We start from the raw sequence: 17,096 nt of genomic DNA, 5'->3' as shown, positions 1-17,096 counted from the left end.
ATGAATTGGGCGATGGGATGGTTGCAGGAATGCATTCGTCTGTGATATATTGACATTAATTATGACAGGGGAGGTGAAGACAGGTGAATCACGAGATGCTTAACAACCGTATTAGCCAGCTGCCGATTGCTATGGCTGGCATTGTTCATACTTTTCTGACCAACGGGAGAAGTCTGTCCAATTTTGAATATACGGAAGTTAACATTTGCGAGAAGATGCCTGCCTTGACCTCATTCGGACGATAAGCGATATTGCTTGAATTCTGAAGGGCCGCGGAGCTAACCTCCTGCGGCTCTTTTTGTGTTGCGGTCAGGATCTTCCATACCATAGGAGGAACCTTATTATGATGATTATTAGCGCGCAACAACTGACTCAATACCACGGAGCACATCTGGTGCTGGACGGCATTACGTTTGAAATTATGGAAGGTGACAAGGTCGCCCTGATTGGCCGCAACGGAAGCGGCAAGACCACACTTATGCGCCTGATGGCAAGACTGAACAAGCCGGATGAAGGGCAATTGATGATCAAGAAAGATACACGAATGGGATATGTGGCTCAGGTTCCAGAAGGATTGGATGACCATACCGTACTGGATGTACTGAGTCTTGGATTCAAGGAGCTTATGATATGTCGCACGCAAATGAAGGAAATGGAGCAGCAGATGTCCGATCCGGCATGTGCAGCAGACCCTAATCAATTGGAGCGCCTGCTGAAACGCTACGCGGCACTGCAAGACCAGTTCGAGCGTGAGGGTGGATATGAAATGGATGCCCGGATCGATCAGGTGGCGGACGGTTTGGATATCGCCAAGGCACACTATGGTTGGCGCTTTGGTTCCCTGTCTGGTGGGGAGCAGACTCGGGTGGTGCTGGCTTCACAGCTAATCGTAAGACCCGACCTGTTATTGCTGGATGAGCCGACAAACCATCTTGATCTGGAGCGGGTTGAGTGGCTGGAAGGATTTTTACGAGAATATCCCGGCACCATTGTCCTGATCTCGCATGATCGCTATTTTCTGGATCGGGTCGTGAATCGAACACTGGAGCTGGAGGATGGAGAAGCGGAAACATCTGCTGGCGGTTATACGGAATATATGAAAGTGAAGGAACAACGGCTGCTGCAGCAATTCGAGGAGTTCAAGGAGCAGCAGAAGGTTATCAAAAAAATGAAAGAAACGATCCGCCAGTTAGAGGAGTGGGGCCGAGTTGGTGGGAATGAAAAGTTCTTCAGACGGGCGGCTTCTATGCGTAAAGCCATCGAGCGGATGGAACAGGTGAAGCGTCCTGTACTGGAGCGCCGAAATGCCGAGTTCGATGTGCGTCCTACGGATCGAACGGGTAAACGGGTAGCGGTATTGGAACAGGTCGAGAAAAGCTATGGTGAGCGTGAAATCCTGCACGGGGTCTCGGGTCTGCTGGAATATGGAGATAAAATTGCACTCATTGGCCGCAATGGCTCCGGCAAGACGACACTGTTCAAGCTGTTGCTTGGTGACGAGCAGCCCAATGCGGGCAAGCTGGAGTGGGGGGCGCGTGTGGATGTCGGGTATCTGGCTCAACAGGAGGAACCTACGAATCCAAAGCTGAATGTACTCGAATACTTCCGTCTAGAAGCAGGCGTGGAAGAGGGAGAGGCTCGCGGAATTCTGGCACGATATTTGTTCTATGGAGCGGATGTATTCCGCTCTGTCGGGCAATTATCTGGCGGGGAATGGACGCGTCTGCGGCTAGCTCTTCTGGTGCAACGTAAACCCAATGTACTGCTGCTCGATGAGCCAACCAACCATCTGGATATCGCATCCAGAGAAGCGCTGGAAGAGTCCTTGGTTGATTTTGAAGGAACTGTACTTGCCATCTCGCATGATCGGTACTTCGTCAATCGCCTCGCTTCCCGTGTCTGGGAACTGGAGGACGGTCAGATGACCGCTTATCTGGGAGACTATGAGGCGTATCGTGAGAAGAAGCTTGATATGCAAGCTCGTGCGGCGGCGACAACTCAGGCTACAGCAGGCGTGGGCGTTTCTTCTCGTGGGAACATCAAGTCAGAGATGAAGTCAGGTTTAACGTCCGCGCCCGGCGGGACTGCCAGATCAGGGAAGAAGCCAGGAGCAACCTCGACAATGAACGGATCCACTGTTGTAGCTACCGGTGGAAGTCATGATCATAAAGCTTCTACTGAATCAGGTAAGGCGTTGGTTCCTTCGGCAACAACTGCATCGAATCATAGAAGTAACAACGGCAATATACTGTCTGCGGAGAAGCTGGAGAAGACCCTGGCTCGTCTTGAGGCACAGATTCAGGTGCTGGATCAACAGCTGGAAACGGTGCAGAACAATCCGCTTGAACTGGAACAAATCTGGAATGACCGGGAGCAATTGTCCGCTGAATATAATGATGTATTGGCACAGTGGGCTGAGTTATAAGTCCGAATGGCATGAGCATAAGATGGAACAAACGAGGTCGGAGAGTCTTCTCCGGCCTTTTTAAACTGGATTGCGTACCAAAAGTAGAAAACAGTATGTTATTTCCTGCTTCGTTAATCGGAGAACGAAGGTAGCCAACATGTTCTTTATTACATGTCATGGTGAATAGAATCAATTTCATAAATCACTAAAAATGGAGTTTTGTAACATGACATAGACAAATTAAACCATTTTGATCTATGTCTAGCCTTGATTTGAAGCAGCTAAAGGTACTATGAAATTGATTCACTAGTGTAACTTTTTTCCTTCTGATGCGTTAAATACGTTTGTATGAATTGAAACGGCTCACCTAAGAGCTCGCAAAAAGGGAGGTTATCGGTATCTATTATTCATTGACGTATCGGAGTTGGTCGGATGATCGACAGGCGGAGACGGGAGTGCTGGAACAGGCTTCAGTCACACGAGATGAACTGTTCATGCGCAAACTGGTGGATGCCACCTTGGTGAAAAACAAACTCTGGGCGCATCTGTCCAATGAATGCCAGGATGGGCGGGAACATGCAGTATATGTAACGCCATATGACCAACAGATGCCGGACGAGTACGGTGCATCCATTGCGGATGCTGCGCTGGCGATGTGCAAAATGTCTTCCATGTACAGCGCAGAGTATATGCTCTGGAATGGAAGTTCGTTTCAGGAGTTGGAGCTCACAGCTTCATCCACCTATACAATGGAGCTTGCCGAGCAACTGCTGGACCATTACATGGTTCGCGGTGGCAAGACGTATGAGTTCCTGTATTCCGTGCTGGATGCGGATCGCAAGAAAGTGTTGTTTTATATGAAAGAGGTGGATCTGTAATGAGTGACCAAGAGCGGGGGCAAGCATCCAAACCCGGATCAAAAGCAAAGCTGGTTGCTTTCTCCCTGATGCTGGCGGTTCCTGCCGTGTTATCCGGTTGTGGTAGCAACAATGATGAATGTGACCCGGAGTATGATACCGGATGTGAATATGATTCCAGCAGTGGGCACTATTACTACGGTGGGTCGTCGTATCGAAGCAATAAGGACAGTAACAGCTCCTATAGCAAATCCAAGTCCAAATCAAGCGGCTTCGGTAGCTTCTTCCGCAGCTCGGGAGGATAACCGGATGAGGCAAGTGGTTCAACTGCCGTTAAGTCACGAAGAGGTATTTCAGGGTGAAACGGAACAACAGATTCCATATCATCGAATGTATGGGAAACAATATTGTGTGCCTGCATTGACGGTCTATTCTCCCTCGGAGGTACAGGAGCTGCGTATTGCAGCCGAGGCGGTAGACGGCATTTACTGTAAAGTAATGCGATTTATCCAGCAATATATGCCGGATTCCTTTTTGGAACATCAGCTCGGTATCCATCCGGGGCTTATCCCGGCGGCACGTATGGAGTTGGTAACTGGAGGCATTACTCGTCAGGACTGGATTATTGGAGAAGCTGGGCCGAAGTGTATTGAAAATAATACGGACACGCCTACGGGCATACCGGAGGCTGCTGTATTGGAAAATATCCTGGTCGGTCTTGCTGAGGATGCCGCGTTAACTGCGCCATCTGCTGAGATGGATACACGTATTCGGGAATGTTTCAAGATGTGGCTGGAATTCTATACAGAGCAGGGATTAAAGGGTCCGGTGACATTCACTTCTTTTGGCGAACATGTCGAAGATCGAACAAATACGGAATACCTGATGAGACGTTGTCAGGAAGCGGGATACGAAGTTTTCTATGCTCCACTTGAGGAACTGGAGATTGTTCCGGGAGAGGCGCTTTACCATCGGGGGCGGGAGATTAACTTGTTGTATCGCCTTTATCCGCTGGAGTATCTGATCGATGATCGGGATGAGACGACAGGGGTGGACATTGGGGCAGCGCTGCTTGAACTTGTACGTGAGGGACGACTGGGCCTGATGAATCCCGTTCAGCATGTGCTGATGCAGAGCAAAGGTTTCATGGCGGCAATCTGGTCGCTCTACGAGCGTAACGAGCAAACCCCGGAATATTGCGGGTTTACCCTCTTTGATGAAGCAGAAATGGACGTGATTTCCCGATATCTGCTACCCACCTATTTTTCATCTGAGCCCTTCGAGCTGAACGCCATATCATATGTAGCCAAAAGCTACTGGGGGCGCGAAGGCAGAGGAACTCTTTTGCTGGATGAAGGAACGGACAATGCCTTTGGAAAGCAGGATATGGAGCATCCTCTTAACGAGGCGCTGGAATCCAATCTTGCATCTGGGGCAACGGACGAGGATGAAGAGATTACAGCTTATTACGAAAATCAGCCCAAAATCTATCAGCAGCTGGTTCCGATGGAACAGGTTGTGATCGAGACGGAAGCTGGAGCATACAGCGGCTATCTGCTTACAGGGGTGTTTGTTATCGGTGGGCGTTTGGCTGGGATACTACCACGGGTCGGGGAGAAAGTAACCGGAGATATGGCCTATTATTGCGCGGCTACGGTTCGTGAACGGATGAATGATGAGGAGGAGAAGAAGGAATGGAAAACTTGGGATTAAACCTCGTGAATGTGGCGGTGGGTGTAGGCATTCTGCTGGTGGTATTGGTATGTGGATATTTTGCTTTTAGCAAATTGACCCGGTATAACGATAGTGAGGAAATCGCCAAAGGTAACGAGGCGGCAGGCATGTACATGGGCAGCAAATTGCTGGGACTGTGTATTATTGTGGGCATGGTATCTTTCTCGACGCATTCGTGGTTGGATATGCTGCTGTGGTCGGCGTTTGGAATTATTGTGCTGTGCCTGGTCTATATTATATTTGATTTCCTGATTCCAAAAATGCGGGTGTGTGACGAAATCGCACGAGGCAATATGGCGGTAGCACAACTGCTGCGTTCGATTATCATCGGCGTTTCCATCGTCATTGGTACGTTTTTGATGTAAAATAAGACATAGTGTTTTATAGAATGTACTATATGAACGGAAGAAGGAGCGCGGCATCATGAGAAGAGTCATCATCGATACAGATACAGCAGGAGACGATACGATTGCGATCTTGACGGCATTGCATCACTTTCAGGTGGAAGGCATCACCATTACGGGCGGTAACGTACAATTCGACCAGGAGGTTGAAAATGCCCTGTACACGGTACAGGTTGCTGGACATGGCGGCAAGGTGCCTGTGTATAAAGGTTGCGAGCGTCCGCTAATGGCCTACGGTAAAGCTCAGCACCGCACAGTGGAAGATGTGCATGGCGATGATGGTATGGGCGGCGCGCATTTCCCGAAGGCAGATCAGCGTCCCGAGAGCGGGCATGCGGTTGATTTTATCATTGAGAAGGTGCATGCACATCCAGGTGAAATTGAACTTCTGGCGATTGCCCCTTTGACTAATATTGCGATGGCGATCCAGAAGGACCCAACGATTATTCCGGAGATTGCTCATCTGTACATCATGGGTGGAACGAATAATGCACTGGGTAATATCACACCGGCGGCGGAGTATAACTTCTACGTAGACCCGGAAGCAGCGAAAATTGTACTGCATGCAGGCATTCCGATTACGATGGTTGGCTGGGAGATGTGCACGCAATATTCAGTGATGGACGATTACGATCATGCAGAGATTGCAGCTCTCGGTACATCCGGTGCTGACTTCTTCACCGCAATCAACAAAGTGGTTATGCAGTTCAACAAGTCGGTACATAAACTCAATGGCACCACTCATCCCGATACGTTGCTAATGGCTGTTGCGGCAGATGAATCCATCATGACCAAGTCGGGTCAATATTATGTGGACGTGGAAGCGGCGGGAGAACTGACACGTGGATATAGCGTGGTCGATATCAACGGACGGTTTGGCAAAGAGCCGAATGTACGTGTCTGTGAAGCCATTAATCGGCCCAAGTTCAAATCCATGCTGCTGGACGTTCTCTCAGCGATCCAATAAAACGCAAGAATTTAACTACAGAAAAAATGAAAATCCGTGCCTATCCCAGGTACGGATTTTTTATTGCCCATTTTTGGAATAACTACTTCACCTGTCGTAGTAAATTGTGCTATACTTCAACTACTACGACAGATGAAGTAATGAGGAGGAGTATCTTTTGTGATCAGCAGTGACGTTATACGTGGCTACAATGATACACTGATCCTCTACATGCTGCTCGAAGGGGAGTCGTACGGCTACGAGATTTCCAAGAACATCAGGCAGCTGACAGAGGAAAAGTACGTCATGAAGGAGACGACATTATACTCGGCCTTCACCCGATTGGAGAAGAACGGTTATATTGAATCGTTTTACCTGGATGAGAATAGTTTGGGAAAGCGTCGTACCTATTACCGGATTACGCCGCCCGGCCTCGACTATTACAGAGAAAAGTGTGAGGAATGGAAGGTTACGCAGGAGGTTGTTAATCTATTTATCAGGGAGTTGTGACGGAACATGGAGACAATTATGGTGTATCTGGAGAACATGTTTGCTGGTCTACCGAAGACACCCGAGGTGGAGCATCTGAAGCAGGAGCTCCTTTCGGGGATGGAAGATAAGTACCTGGAGTTGAAGCGGGAAGGCAAGTCGGAGAATGAAGCCATCGGTATTGTGATCTCAGAATTCGGTAATATCGAGGAGCTAACTGCAGAACTCGGTATTCAACCAGTCAGTGCGGAAGAGGCAGTACCTGTGCTGACGGAAGAAGAAGCCTACGCATATACCACTGCAAAAAGAAATGCCGGATTTTGGATCGGGCTGGGTGTTTTATTGTGCGCGTCGGGTGTGGCGTTTCTGATTTTCATGGATACTTTATTTGAAAACTATGCCACTTCAGCTGCAAACCGTTCGGTGGAAACGGGGGCTGTACTGGGCCTGATCGGCATGTTCGTGCTGATTGCCATTGCGGTAGGCATGTTCATTCACAGTGGCATGAAGCTTGAACGCTTCAGTCATATGGAGAAGGGTTTCCAGCTTCCTTATACACTTAAAATGAGTATTCAGCATAGTCGGGAGAGCTTCGCTCTGACTTATCGTATAGCCATCATTACGGGGGTCTGCCTGTGCATCCTGTCTCCTGTGTTTATTTTTGCAGCTTCCTCTATCAATGATAACTACGCCTCTTATGGTGTATCTGCCTTTATGGTTATGGCTGGGGTAGGAGCATTCCTGTTTATATATTACGGTAATATTCAGGGGGCTTACACGAACTTGCTGGAGAAGCACCAGTTGACGGTAGAGAAGAAGCAAGAAGTAAAGGTTGTGAGAGCCGTGGAAGCGATTGTATGGCCGCTGGCGACAGCCATCTTCTTGTTCACAGGCTTTGTATATCAACGGTGGGATATCAATTGGGCCATATTTCCGATTACAGGCATTCTCTCCGGCAGCTTTAGCAATGTGTACCATATTATGAAAAGCAAAAATCCGTCCTGAGCACTGCTTTAGCTAGTAAAGCCCACTAGATCTATATTGATCAGGTGGGCTTTTTTTGCTCCATTTAATCTAACCTTGCTGCAACAAAAAAGAGCGGATTCCTGTCGCGACCAGATCATGGTCTTCCTCATCAGGCAAACCCGATACTGTAATGGTGCCGACCTGTCCCTCATTTTCCAGAATCAGCGGGAAAGCACCACCAGCCAGAACATAGTCCGATGAAGGCAGATTGAAGTCTTGCTCAAGTGTCTGGTTTTCGCTTCTTAACCGCAGGGCAGTATGCCAAGAGCTGGAGGAGAAATGATTCACCACGTTGTTCTTACGGCGAATCCAGTCCTCGTTGTCGGGATGAGTGCCTTCCATCGCATGCAAAAAGAGACGATGTCCCTTCAGGGTAATGTCGATGGTCACGGCTTGGGAACGACGCTTCGCTTCCTCGACCAGATGCAGGCCAAGTCCAAGCGCCATTTCAGAATCAAATGTGCTGAATACCAAGTCCTTTTCTTCCCGTTGCATTTCCTTTAATTTCTCTGTCATGGTTAGGTTCAAATTGCAGGCAGCCCCTTTACATATATGATTGATGTCTACATTCGACATGGATTGGTGTAGTCCCTTCTCGATGCAGTCTGAACGAGGGTAGTAGATTTTTTATGCAAGTTAAAGACCGCTCATTTGGAGACCTTACATCGGCTGTGTTAAAGTGAAGGGAACCTAATATACAAAACTCTTAAAGTTAAAATAATTTGTCGTTCAGTAGGCAGGAGGAGAGGCACGATGCTGTTTTATTTTGTAGCACTGCTGGTAACTTTGGTTGATCAGGGAACCAAGATTGCAGTGAGGATGTATATGGAAGTTGGCGACGTCATGAGACTGGGTAACTCCGGCATGCAGTTACAGCATTACGAGAACAGTGGAATGGCGGGCAGCATGTTTCAGGGAAATGCGCGTCTGTTCGGTGTAATTGCTGTTCTGTTCATAGCCGGCATGCTGTATTACCGGAGTAAAGGTGAGATTCGCGGTTTCTGGATGCAAGCTGGCGCGGGTTTTATGGTCGGTGGGGCTTTAGGAAATGCGATCGATCGATTTATCTATGCCCGGGTAACGGATTTCCTCGTGTTTCCGTCAGGACGCGGGATTTTGAATCTCGCTGATGTCGCAATTAACATCGGTGTGGTCATGATCATCATCGGCATGTTGATTCGAGCATTTCAGAGTTATCGGGCCAAGCGTTTACGTAATGCTTTGCCGAAGGTTGAGCGTTCGTAACATGCAATAAAGGCTTTCGGTGGTTATACACGTAAGCTGAAAAAATGAGGGACATTGGATATCATCCAGTGTCCTTTTTGTTATGCCTGATTCAGGTCATGGGAAGAACTGCCTTGATTCATTTTTATCGAAACCGTTTTAGAAATAATAAAGACGTATATCATTCATTCAGATTGAAGTCGGTTTGGAAGGATTAACCAAATGGTTATTTCACCATCTGAATGGGTAAATCTTTACGTATATAAAGTGAAACTAAGATATACACGGACACGGAGAGTGCAGAACCAATCTGAAGAAGCGCAGCGTGCGTGTTTATCACCGGATTTTCCCTTTGAGGAAGGGAATCAAAAAAATCTGGGGATAACAACGATCGGAAGATGGTGCTGCAATCGGAGTGACACTGTGTAAATCACATTAGTTCAATTTATTAAGCTGAGGGAGGTACAACATGAGAACAACGCTTACCAAGGCTCTCGGGACAATGTTGCTGTGTGGAATGATGGCTGTACTTTTATCTTCCTGTACCAGTGGAGATAGCGCGAATGGCAAAGTGCAGATTGAATTTTTCCAGAACAAGCCTGAAGCCAAAACAACCTTTGATGAACTAATTAAAACGTTCAACGCGGAGCATGACGATATTCAGGTGACACAGGTGAATCCACCCGATGCGGAGACGGTATTGAAGACGCGTGTTGTCAAAAATGATATCCCGGATATCATGGCCATGGGGGCAACGGATACGTATTCGATCCTGGCTCAGAGTGATATTTTCACCGATCTGACGGATAGTTCATTACTCCAGACGATTGATCCGAACTACATACAGATGCTGAATGATCTCACAGGCATGGACGAAGTGACAGGTATTCCTTACGCGACTAATGCAAACGGCATTATGTACAACAAAACGTTGTTTAAGGACATGGGATTGGACGTGCCAAAGACGTGGGATGAACTCATTGCGACCGCCCAAAAGATTAAGGATGCAGGTGAGATTCCATTTTACTTCACATACAAGGATGACTGGCAGACAAGCCTGCCCTTCAATGCACTGGCCTCCAATCTGGTCGGTATTGATTTCTACCAAGAGCGGCGCGATAACAAAGGGACGTTCAAAGAGAAATACCGCGAGGTAGCTGAAAAGCAACTGGAAATCATGAAGTATGGTCACGGCGATAACTTTGGTAAAGCCTATTCGGACGGTAACCGTGCCTTTGCTAACGGTGAAGCTTTCATGTACATCCAGGGGACCTGGGCCATCTCGGAGATCCGCAAAGCGAACCCAAATGTCGACATTGGTTTCTTCCCATTCCCTACGGGCAACGATGCAAGCGAGATCAAGCTGGTGAACGGGATCGACTCCCTGTTTACCATTGCGGCGGACACGCCTAATCGCGAGCAGGCGGAGACGTTTATTGCGTTTCTGTTAGAGCCTGAAAATATCGGAAGATACATTGACGAACAGACGCTGTTCTCTGCGGTAGAAGACGTGAAGCAGGATGATCCTGCCGTACAGGAATTGATGCCATATATCGAGCAGGGCAAGGTTATTGACTTTCCCGATCACTATATCCCGGCTGCCGTGCAGCTGAATTCCATCGTACAGTCCTTTTTGCAGAATCAAAACATCGACAACTATCTAGATACACTCGACAAAGAATGGGACAAGGTCGCGAACCGGCGTTAAGCCTTGTCTGAAGGAGGATGGAATATGAACAAGCGTATCGCACCTTATTACTGGATGACGGTTCCGGCAGTCGTGTTGTTCTTTGTGTTTATGACGCTGCCGGCCCTCCAGGGCATCTATTATTCATTTACGAATTATAACGGATTCGGGAAAGAGTATGATTTTGTTGGCTTCAAAAACTATTTCAACTTGTTCCAGGACGACAATGTAGGTAACGCCTACTGGTTTACGTTCAAGTTCGCGATCGTAGTGACGATCCTGACCAATATCCTGAGCCTGCTCATTGCACTTGGGCTGAATGCCAAGATCAAGTTCCGTAACTTTTTCCGCGGCATCTACTTCCTGCCCAATATTCTGAGTGTACTGATCGTAGGTTACATATTTAACTACCTGTTCTCCAACGTATTCCCGATCTGGGGACAAAATCTGGGCATCAATGCGCTATCCACCAACATTCTCGGTAGCGAGAGTCTGGCTTGGATCGGTATCGTCATTGTCGCAGTATGGCAATCCGTTGCCCTGAATACGATTCTATATTTGGCTGGTCTGCAAACGATACCAACGACACTGTACGAGGCATCCAACCTCGACGGCGCAGGCAAATGGCGTGAATTCTGGAGTATTACCTTCCCGCTTATTGCCCCGTTCTTCACCATTAATATGGTGCTGGCAATGAAAAACTCGCTTATGGTCTTCGACCAAATCGTAGCCTTGACCAACGGTGGTCCCGGACGGGCGACGCAGTCCATCTCCCATCTGATCTACACCGGCGGATTTGAAGGCGGCGAATATGCATATCAATCTGCGAACTCGGTTATTTACTTCATCGTTATTGCGGTGATTTCAATTCTGCAAATCCGGTTCCTGCAAAGAAGGGAGATGGATCTGTAATGAGAAGCCGTACACGAATCAATTGGCTCGTTATGTTGCTCGTTGTGCTGGGTACCCTGTTTATCCTGTTCCCATTGTATATGACCGTTACGATTGCTTTGAAAAATCCGGAACAGATGGCCCAATCGGTCTTTGCCATTCCGACCACACTTCACTGGGAGAATTTCGCGAGGGCCATCGACATGACGAACTTCTTCCAATCGTTCCGTAACAGTGCGATTGTTACCGCATCAACTGTGCTCTTGACGTTGCTCAGTAACTCGATGGTGGCCTATGCGATTGCGCGGAATATGGAGAAACGCAAGTTTTTCAAAGGGCTCTACTATTACTTCGTCAGCGCGATGTTCATTCCATTTCCGATCATCATGCTGCCGATTGTTAAGCTGACCGCATCGCTGGAGATGACAAATCTGGTAGGTCTGATCCTGCTGCACACGGTATATGGGCTGGCATTTAACGTATTTGTGTACGTGGGATACATCCGGTCCATTCCGGTAGCGCTGGAGGAAGCGGCGTTTGTGGATGGGGCGACAACCTGGGGCACGTTCTGGAAAATCATTTTCCCGCTCATGGCACCCATCAGTGCCACGGTCGGTATTCTGACTTGTCTGTCCACGTACAACGACTTCCTGCTGCCACTCATTATTATCAGTGATCCGGGACAATACACGCTGCCGCTGGTACAGTATGTATTCCAAGGACAGTTCAATACCGAGTTTAACCTTGCGTTTGCATCCTACCTGCTCGCGTTGCTGCCGATGATTATCATCTACCTGTTTGCGCAGAAGTGGATCATCAACGGGGTTACCCAAGGGTCTGTGAAATAACTGAAGATTGGCCAAAGAAAAGAATATGTGTGAAGAGATATGAACAAAGAGAGGCGGACTTTAAAGGTTCCCTCTCTTTTTTTGATCCTTGTTATTTAACGTTTGGGAACGCTTCAGAGGATTGATTAACCTGTAAAACTATGCTATTTTTTAGTCGTTAGTTTAATCGGTAAACAAAGACTAGAAGAAAAAAGATTAAGGTTCAATTATGCAAGCGCTTTAACTATATAAATGAACTAAACATTTACACGAGAACGGAGAGGGCAGAAATAACCTGAAAAAGCGGAGCTAATAGCTTTCTGAAAGAAAGCTGCATCGGAAGCATATGCTTCGCCTTTATCACCGGATTTTCCCCTTTAAAAAGGGAATCAAAAAATCTGGGGATAACAGCGATTGGAAGGTTATTCTGTCATCGTAGTGGCTAGTGTAAATATTCTTTTGTTCATTTTATATAGAAGAACTGAATACGTAGATAAATCCGGCATCGTTTGTACCCAGTCTTCAAGAGAACACAGGCGTAAGATGGTGGGTTCTTTTACATGCCAAAAAGAGAGGAGAATGGGGAAGTTGCACGGGAAAAAAGGACATTTTAACTCACTTCGCAATCAGATTTTCATTGGTTTTGTTATGGTGATGCTTGTTGTTCTATTGCTCGCAGGCATATCGGCCTATGATCGGGTAGCTGCTCTGCTGAAAAGCAATGCGGAGAAACATATTCACCAAACCGCCGTCCAGGCCAGTGGCAGATTGGATGCAATCATTGCACAAGTGAATTCGCTGACTGCCCAGGTGGCGGATGATTCATACGTGCAGCGTCTGCTCAGCGATGAGAAGCAAGGCAACCCGGCGACCTTTAATCAGCGTCAAGCCCTCTTGCAGATTGCAGGCAGTTATCAGTCTTTCATCAACGGAGCGCAAAGTATGGAGATATACACTACGGGTTATAACCGCATCTTTCCAATGGATGACCGATCCCTCGATCTCAGAGTGGAGCGCAACTGGATCAGCCTGGCCGATGAAGGAAAAGGCAGACTGGTATGGGCAGGCGCTGACCCAGAAGATCCGGGTGTGCTCCTGGCTATTCGGCGGATTAACCTGCTGGATCATTCTTTCGAACATGGAGGTTATGTGGTGGTGCGGATGCAACGCAGTTTTTTTCAACTCAATGATTCGAATGGGACAGATGGTTCGCAGGACTCTATCATGCTCTTGGATGGGGCAGGCGAAGTGGTGACTTCCGATCTGGAGATTAATCTCGATCCCAAAGCCTTATTGGACAGCGGATCAGTCGTGCAGAACGGGGAGGAATCCTATATCGTCGTCCGGCAAAAATCGGAGTTAACGGGATGGACACTTGCTGTCCTGACCCCGATGCGGGAGACAACGGAAGGTGTATCCATCCTGAGAACGGCGCTGCTCGTCTCGGGAATGATTGGTGTTGTTCTGTTCCTTATCATGTCTTTCTTTCTGTCCACAATGATCACACGTCCGCTCATACGTCTGATGCGGGCCATGCGCAGTGCACAGCCGGGAGCAATGAGACCTAATCTAATGGTTAGCTCTACGATGGAGATCAATGAACTTAACAACGTATATAACCAGATGGTTTACAGGCAGAATGAATTGACCCGTGTGGTTCATGAGAAGGAGGTCATGCAGTCCCGGGCCGAGTTGAAGGCGTTGCAGTCTCAGATTAATCCCCATTTTCTATTCAACACCCTGGAGGCGTTCTATTGGTCCCTTGAGGAGAAGGGAGACGAGGAGATGGCACGTATGGTTGTGGCGATGTCCCGATTATTTCGCTACATCATCTCCAGTTCGCAACAGGATGAATGGGTTACGATTGCCGACGAGCTGGAACACGCCGAGCGTTATCTTCAAATTATGCAGATGCGGTTGGGAGAGAGAATGCAATGGGAGATTCAGCTGAGTGATACGGTGCGTAAGGTCGCAATACCGAAACTTCTTATACAGCCTTTGGTCGAAAATGCGATTCTTCATGGGATTGAAAGTAAACTGGGACCGGGAAAGATAAGCGTCCATGTGGATGCTTCGACCGAGAAGAATCTGGTTCGCATTGAGGTTCGGGATGATGGTCCCGGTATGGATGAATTACAGTTACAATCTGTCATTCATGCTTTACATGGCGGACCGGCTGTGTCCAAGAAGGGGACAGGTGTAGGTCTAATCAACGTACATCGACGACTGAAGCTTTACTTTGGCAGCCAACTTGGCGAACGTTGTAAGCTCTCCATAACAAGTAAGGTTGGGCAAGGAACTGTCATTTGCTTTGAGATTCCCATGGGAACGGAGGGTGCATATGATTCATGACAAAACGATTCTTATCGTGGATGATGAGCCGCGTACAAGAGAGGGTATTCGCAAAACACTGGAAGGATGGTCGGCAGGACGAAATCACATTCAGACTGCAGAAAGTGGCGTCGAGGCAGTGGAATGGCTCAAGAAAAAGTCGGCAGATCTGTTAATAACGGATGTTCGCATGCCGGAATTCTCTGGCTTGTCTCTGATTGAAGCCATTCAACATTTTTCGAACAAGCCTGTTGTCCTGATTATGTCGGGGCATGCCGATTTTCAGTACGCCCAGCAGGCTATTAAGCTGGGGGTCGTGGAGTATATGTTGAAACCCATTGATAAGGAACAGTTGCTTCAGACCGTCGAGAAAGCCCTAAAGTTCAGCGAACAACAGCGACGCATTCAAACAATGCAGGAAATGGTTGACCCCAAGCTTCTGGATGCCAAGGAGCGCGGGGAACAGAGGCTCAATAGCCAGATCAGTGAAGCTTTGACCTATGTGGATGCTCATCTGGGTGAACATGTGACCATGCGAGAAATCGCTGATTTACTCCATCTCAACTCCAGTTACTTCAGCGTATTGTTCAAGGAACAGATCGGCATCAATTTTAGTGAATACCTTACTCGCAAACGCATTCAGCGCGCGAAGGAGTTGCTTGTGCAGACAACGATGCCAATCTCAGAGATTGCGGAACAGGTGGGTTATCAGACGGATAAGTATTTTATCACGGTATTTAAAAGCCTTGAGGGGCTAAGTCCAAGCAAATATCGGCATTCCCTATCTGAACGAGATAACAAATAACCTCAAAAAAGTGGAGTTTTTCCAAATTGTTCTGGTCTTATAGAGGCAATAGGCCCGTGCTACAATTTGGTTAAAGCGGTTACATTAACCGAAAAAACCAAGGGGGTTGGAATAATGAGCAAAAAGACGATGGCCATTCTTCTGTCATGGACGCTGGTTCTCGCCGTAATTTTATCCGGATGTAACAGTTCAAGTTCGGATGAAGAGGGTGAAACAGGCAGTAACGGCACAGATGGGAAAGTAACCCTCAAATTCATGCACCTCTGGCCAGCAGGCAGCTCCGCACAGCAAAACAAACTAGTCAACGATATCATCAAGCAGTATCAAACGGATCATCCGAATGTAACCATTAAGCAGGAAGTGCTGGAGAATGAACAATATAAGAACAAATTGAAAATCCTGTCGGCATCCAATGAACTTCCCGATGTGGGTGTAACTTGGGCTGCCGGATTTCTGGAGCCTTATGTAAAGGGGAACCTGTTCGCACCGGTCGATGATCTGCTGAGCGACTCGCTGGGCGAGAAATTCATAGCCGGAACAACAGAAGCTTATGCCATAGACGGCAAAACATATGCATTACCAATTGAGTTGAATATCTCTCCCATTTATTATAACAAAGCCATTTTTGCAAAATATAACTTGCAGCCGCCAGCAACGTACGATGAATTCCTGAGTGTGCTGAAGACACTGACAGAGAACGGTGAGGTGCCGATCGCACTGGGCAATAAAGACCGTTGGACCGGCTCACTCTGGTATATGTATCTGGCGAATCGGTTAGGTGGAGATGCACTGGAAAAGGCCATCAATGGCTCTGGCAAGTTTGACGATCCTGCGCTGACTCAAGCTGCCGCCGAGGTACAAAAACTGGTGGATATGAATGCTTTCAACAAAGGCTTCAACGGGTTGTCTAACGATGAGGGCAAATCCGAATTCATGAACGAAAAAGCTGCCATGTATCTGATGGGCACCTGGGAACTGCCAAACTTCACGACTAACCCGGACATCCCGCAGGAATTCAAGGACAAGATCGGATTTTTCAAATTCCCAACGATGGAAGATGGCAAGAGTGATATTAACAGCTGGGTAGGTGGTCCAGGCGTAGGACTGTTCGTGGCCCAGAACTCCAAAGTGAAGGAAGAAGCGCAGAAGTTCGTGCAATACTTTGTAGAAAAATGGGGTGAAAGTTCGGTAACTGAAGCAGGCGTCATCCCGGCAACCAAAGTGGATACGGCTGCAGTACAGCTGCCACAGCTTTACATCGACCTGCTGAACGAATTGAATCAGGCCAGCAGTCTCACGCTCTTTGCAGACGTACAGATGAAACCGGCAGCCGCTCAGGCACATCTGGACATGATTCAGGCGTTGTTTGGCAAAGCGGTAACACCGGAGGACTTTGTGAAGAATCATCAGGCTGCGATTGATAAAGGCAATTGACGTACACGTGCTTGAACGCTTGAAGGGAGGATAA

The 17,096-nt window shown here is 47.8% G+C and carries 17 protein-coding genes; 16 read left to right on the top strand and 1 reads right to left on the bottom strand.

What is annotated here, in order from left to right:
• Positions 1-83 precede the first annotated feature (83 nt).
• From NST33_RS29695 to NST33_RS29655, 9 genes are all read left to right on the top strand, one after another.
• Complete coding sequence (locus NST33_RS29695) at positions 84-245, top strand: hypothetical protein (RefSeq protein WP_017691697.1); 162 nt, start codon at positions 84-86, stop codon at positions 243-245.
• Positions 246-343: 98 nt separating this feature from the next.
• On the top strand, positions 344-2,425 hold the full coding sequence (locus tag NST33_RS29690; protein WP_339306114.1) for an ABC-F family ATP-binding cassette domain-containing protein: 2,082 nt from the start codon (positions 344-346) through the stop codon (positions 2,423-2,425).
• A 392-nt stretch (positions 2,426-2,817) separates the two neighbouring features.
• Positions 2,818-3,285 (top strand): hypothetical protein, encoded by a 468-nt coding sequence (locus NST33_RS29685; RefSeq protein ID WP_339306112.1) that lies wholly within the window; start codon positions 2,818-2,820, stop codon positions 3,283-3,285.
• Positions 3,285-3,569 carry a hypothetical protein gene (locus NST33_RS29680; RefSeq protein WP_036671603.1) on the top strand — a complete coding sequence of 95 codons (285 nt, stop codon included), beginning with the start codon at positions 3,285-3,287 and terminating at the stop codon, positions 3,567-3,569. The genes NST33_RS29685 and NST33_RS29680 overlap by 1 nt, the downstream gene beginning before the upstream one ends.
• 4 nt (positions 3,570-3,573) lie before the next feature.
• Complete coding sequence (locus NST33_RS29675; RefSeq protein ID WP_339306110.1) at positions 3,574-4,977, top strand: glutathionylspermidine synthase family protein; 1,404 nt, start codon at positions 3,574-3,576, stop codon at positions 4,975-4,977.
• Positions 4,959-5,363 (top strand): DUF350 domain-containing protein, encoded by a 405-nt coding sequence (locus tag NST33_RS29670; protein WP_017691702.1) that lies wholly within the window; start codon positions 4,959-4,961, stop codon positions 5,361-5,363. The genes NST33_RS29675 and NST33_RS29670 overlap by 19 nt, the downstream gene beginning before the upstream one ends.
• Positions 5,364-5,421: 58 nt before the next feature.
• The gene (locus NST33_RS29665) at positions 5,422-6,369 is read left to right on the top strand and encodes a nucleoside hydrolase (RefSeq protein WP_339306108.1); all 948 of its coding nucleotides are present in this window, start codon (positions 5,422-5,424) and stop codon (positions 6,367-6,369) included.
• Positions 6,370-6,528: 159 nt separating this feature from the next.
• Complete coding sequence (locus tag NST33_RS29660; RefSeq protein ID WP_017691704.1) at positions 6,529-6,858, top strand: PadR family transcriptional regulator; 330 nt, start codon at positions 6,529-6,531, stop codon at positions 6,856-6,858.
• Positions 6,859-6,864: 6 nt separating this feature from the next.
• A complete protein-coding gene (locus tag NST33_RS29655; RefSeq protein ID WP_339306106.1) occupies positions 6,865-7,842 on the top strand; it encodes a permease prefix domain 1-containing protein in 978 nt (325 codons plus the stop codon).
• A 69-nt stretch (positions 7,843-7,911) separates the two neighbouring features.
• On the opposite strand, the gene NST33_RS29650 is transcribed toward NST33_RS29655, so the two are convergent.
• Entirely contained in the window at positions 7,912-8,379 is a 468-nt protein-coding gene (locus NST33_RS29650; protein WP_339306104.1) for a heme-degrading domain-containing protein, read from the bottom strand.
• Positions 8,380-8,616: 237 nt separating this feature from the next.
• Between NST33_RS29650 and lspA the strand changes: the two genes are divergently transcribed.
• The 7 genes from lspA to NST33_RS29615 all read left to right on the top strand — a co-directional run bounded on the left by lspA (position 8,617) and on the right by NST33_RS29615 (position 17,062).
• Positions 8,617-9,108 carry a signal peptidase II gene (lspA, locus tag NST33_RS29645; RefSeq protein WP_221819808.1) on the top strand — a complete coding sequence of 164 codons (492 nt, stop codon included), beginning with the start codon at positions 8,617-8,619 and terminating at the stop codon, positions 9,106-9,108.
• A gap of 448 nt (positions 9,109-9,556) precedes the next feature.
• Complete coding sequence (locus NST33_RS29640) at positions 9,557-10,795, top strand: extracellular solute-binding protein (RefSeq protein WP_339306102.1); 1,239 nt, start codon at positions 9,557-9,559, stop codon at positions 10,793-10,795.
• A gap of 24 nt (positions 10,796-10,819) precedes the next feature.
• Positions 10,820-11,686, top strand: a complete 867-nt coding sequence (locus NST33_RS29635; RefSeq protein ID WP_036606633.1) for a sugar ABC transporter permease — start codon at positions 10,820-10,822, stop codon at positions 11,684-11,686.
• Positions 11,686-12,513, top strand: coding sequence for a carbohydrate ABC transporter permease (locus NST33_RS29630; RefSeq protein ID WP_036606635.1), 828 nt, complete (start codon positions 11,686-11,688; stop codon positions 12,511-12,513). Before NST33_RS29635 ends, NST33_RS29630 begins: the two co-directional genes overlap by 1 nt.
• A gap of 567 nt (positions 12,514-13,080) precedes the next feature.
• Positions 13,081-14,844 (top strand): sensor histidine kinase, encoded by a 1,764-nt coding sequence (locus NST33_RS29625; RefSeq protein ID WP_221819806.1) that lies wholly within the window; start codon positions 13,081-13,083, stop codon positions 14,842-14,844.
• A complete protein-coding gene (locus tag NST33_RS29620) occupies positions 14,834-15,628 on the top strand; it encodes a response regulator (RefSeq protein WP_221819803.1) in 795 nt (264 codons plus the stop codon). The genes NST33_RS29625 and NST33_RS29620 overlap by 11 nt, the downstream gene beginning before the upstream one ends.
• 114 nt (positions 15,629-15,742) lie before the next feature.
• The gene (locus NST33_RS29615; protein WP_036671596.1) at positions 15,743-17,062 is read left to right on the top strand and encodes an extracellular solute-binding protein; all 1,320 of its coding nucleotides are present in this window, start codon (positions 15,743-15,745) and stop codon (positions 17,060-17,062) included.
• Positions 17,063-17,096: the final 34 nt, after the last annotated feature.

This window comes from Paenibacillus sp. FSL L8-0435, assembly GCF_037965655.1.
Taxonomy (GTDB): domain Bacteria; phylum Bacillota; class Bacilli; order Paenibacillales; family Paenibacillaceae; genus Paenibacillus.
This window is presented reverse-complemented; position numbering and strand designations above follow the sequence as displayed.

Bases quoted from the DNA above. Each gene is read 5' to 3' on its own strand.
- NST33_RS29690 (WP_339306114.1), top strand. From the start codon at position 344: ATGATGATTATTAGCGCGCAACAACTGACTCAATACCACGGAGCACAT.
- NST33_RS29680 (WP_036671603.1), top strand. From the start codon at position 3,285: ATGAGTGACCAAGAGCGGGGGCAAGCATCCAAACCCGGATCAAAAGCA.
- NST33_RS29675 (WP_339306110.1), top strand. From the start codon at position 3,574: ATGAGGCAAGTGGTTCAACTGCCGTTAAGTCACGAAGAGGTATTTCAG.
- NST33_RS29670 (WP_017691702.1), top strand. From the start codon at position 4,959: ATGGAAAACTTGGGATTAAACCTCGTGAATGTGGCGGTGGGTGTAGGC.
- NST33_RS29665 (WP_339306108.1), top strand. From the start codon at position 5,422: ATGAGAAGAGTCATCATCGATACAGATACAGCAGGAGACGATACGATT.
- NST33_RS29655 (WP_339306106.1), top strand. From the start codon at position 6,865: ATGGAGACAATTATGGTGTATCTGGAGAACATGTTTGCTGGTCTACCG.
- NST33_RS29650 (WP_339306104.1), bottom strand. From the start codon at position 8,379: ATGACAGAGAAATTAAAGGAAATGCAACGGGAAGAAAAGGACTTGGTA.
- lspA (WP_221819808.1), top strand. From the start codon at position 8,617: ATGCTGTTTTATTTTGTAGCACTGCTGGTAACTTTGGTTGATCAGGGA.
- NST33_RS29640 (WP_339306102.1), top strand. From the start codon at position 9,557: ATGAGAACAACGCTTACCAAGGCTCTCGGGACAATGTTGCTGTGTGGA.
- NST33_RS29635 (WP_036606633.1), top strand. From the start codon at position 10,820: ATGAACAAGCGTATCGCACCTTATTACTGGATGACGGTTCCGGCAGTC.
- NST33_RS29630 (WP_036606635.1), top strand. From the start codon at position 11,686: ATGAGAAGCCGTACACGAATCAATTGGCTCGTTATGTTGCTCGTTGTG.
- NST33_RS29620 (WP_221819803.1), top strand. From the start codon at position 14,834: ATGATTCATGACAAAACGATTCTTATCGTGGATGATGAGCCGCGTACA.
- NST33_RS29615 (WP_036671596.1), top strand. From the start codon at position 15,743: ATGAGCAAAAAGACGATGGCCATTCTTCTGTCATGGACGCTGGTTCTC.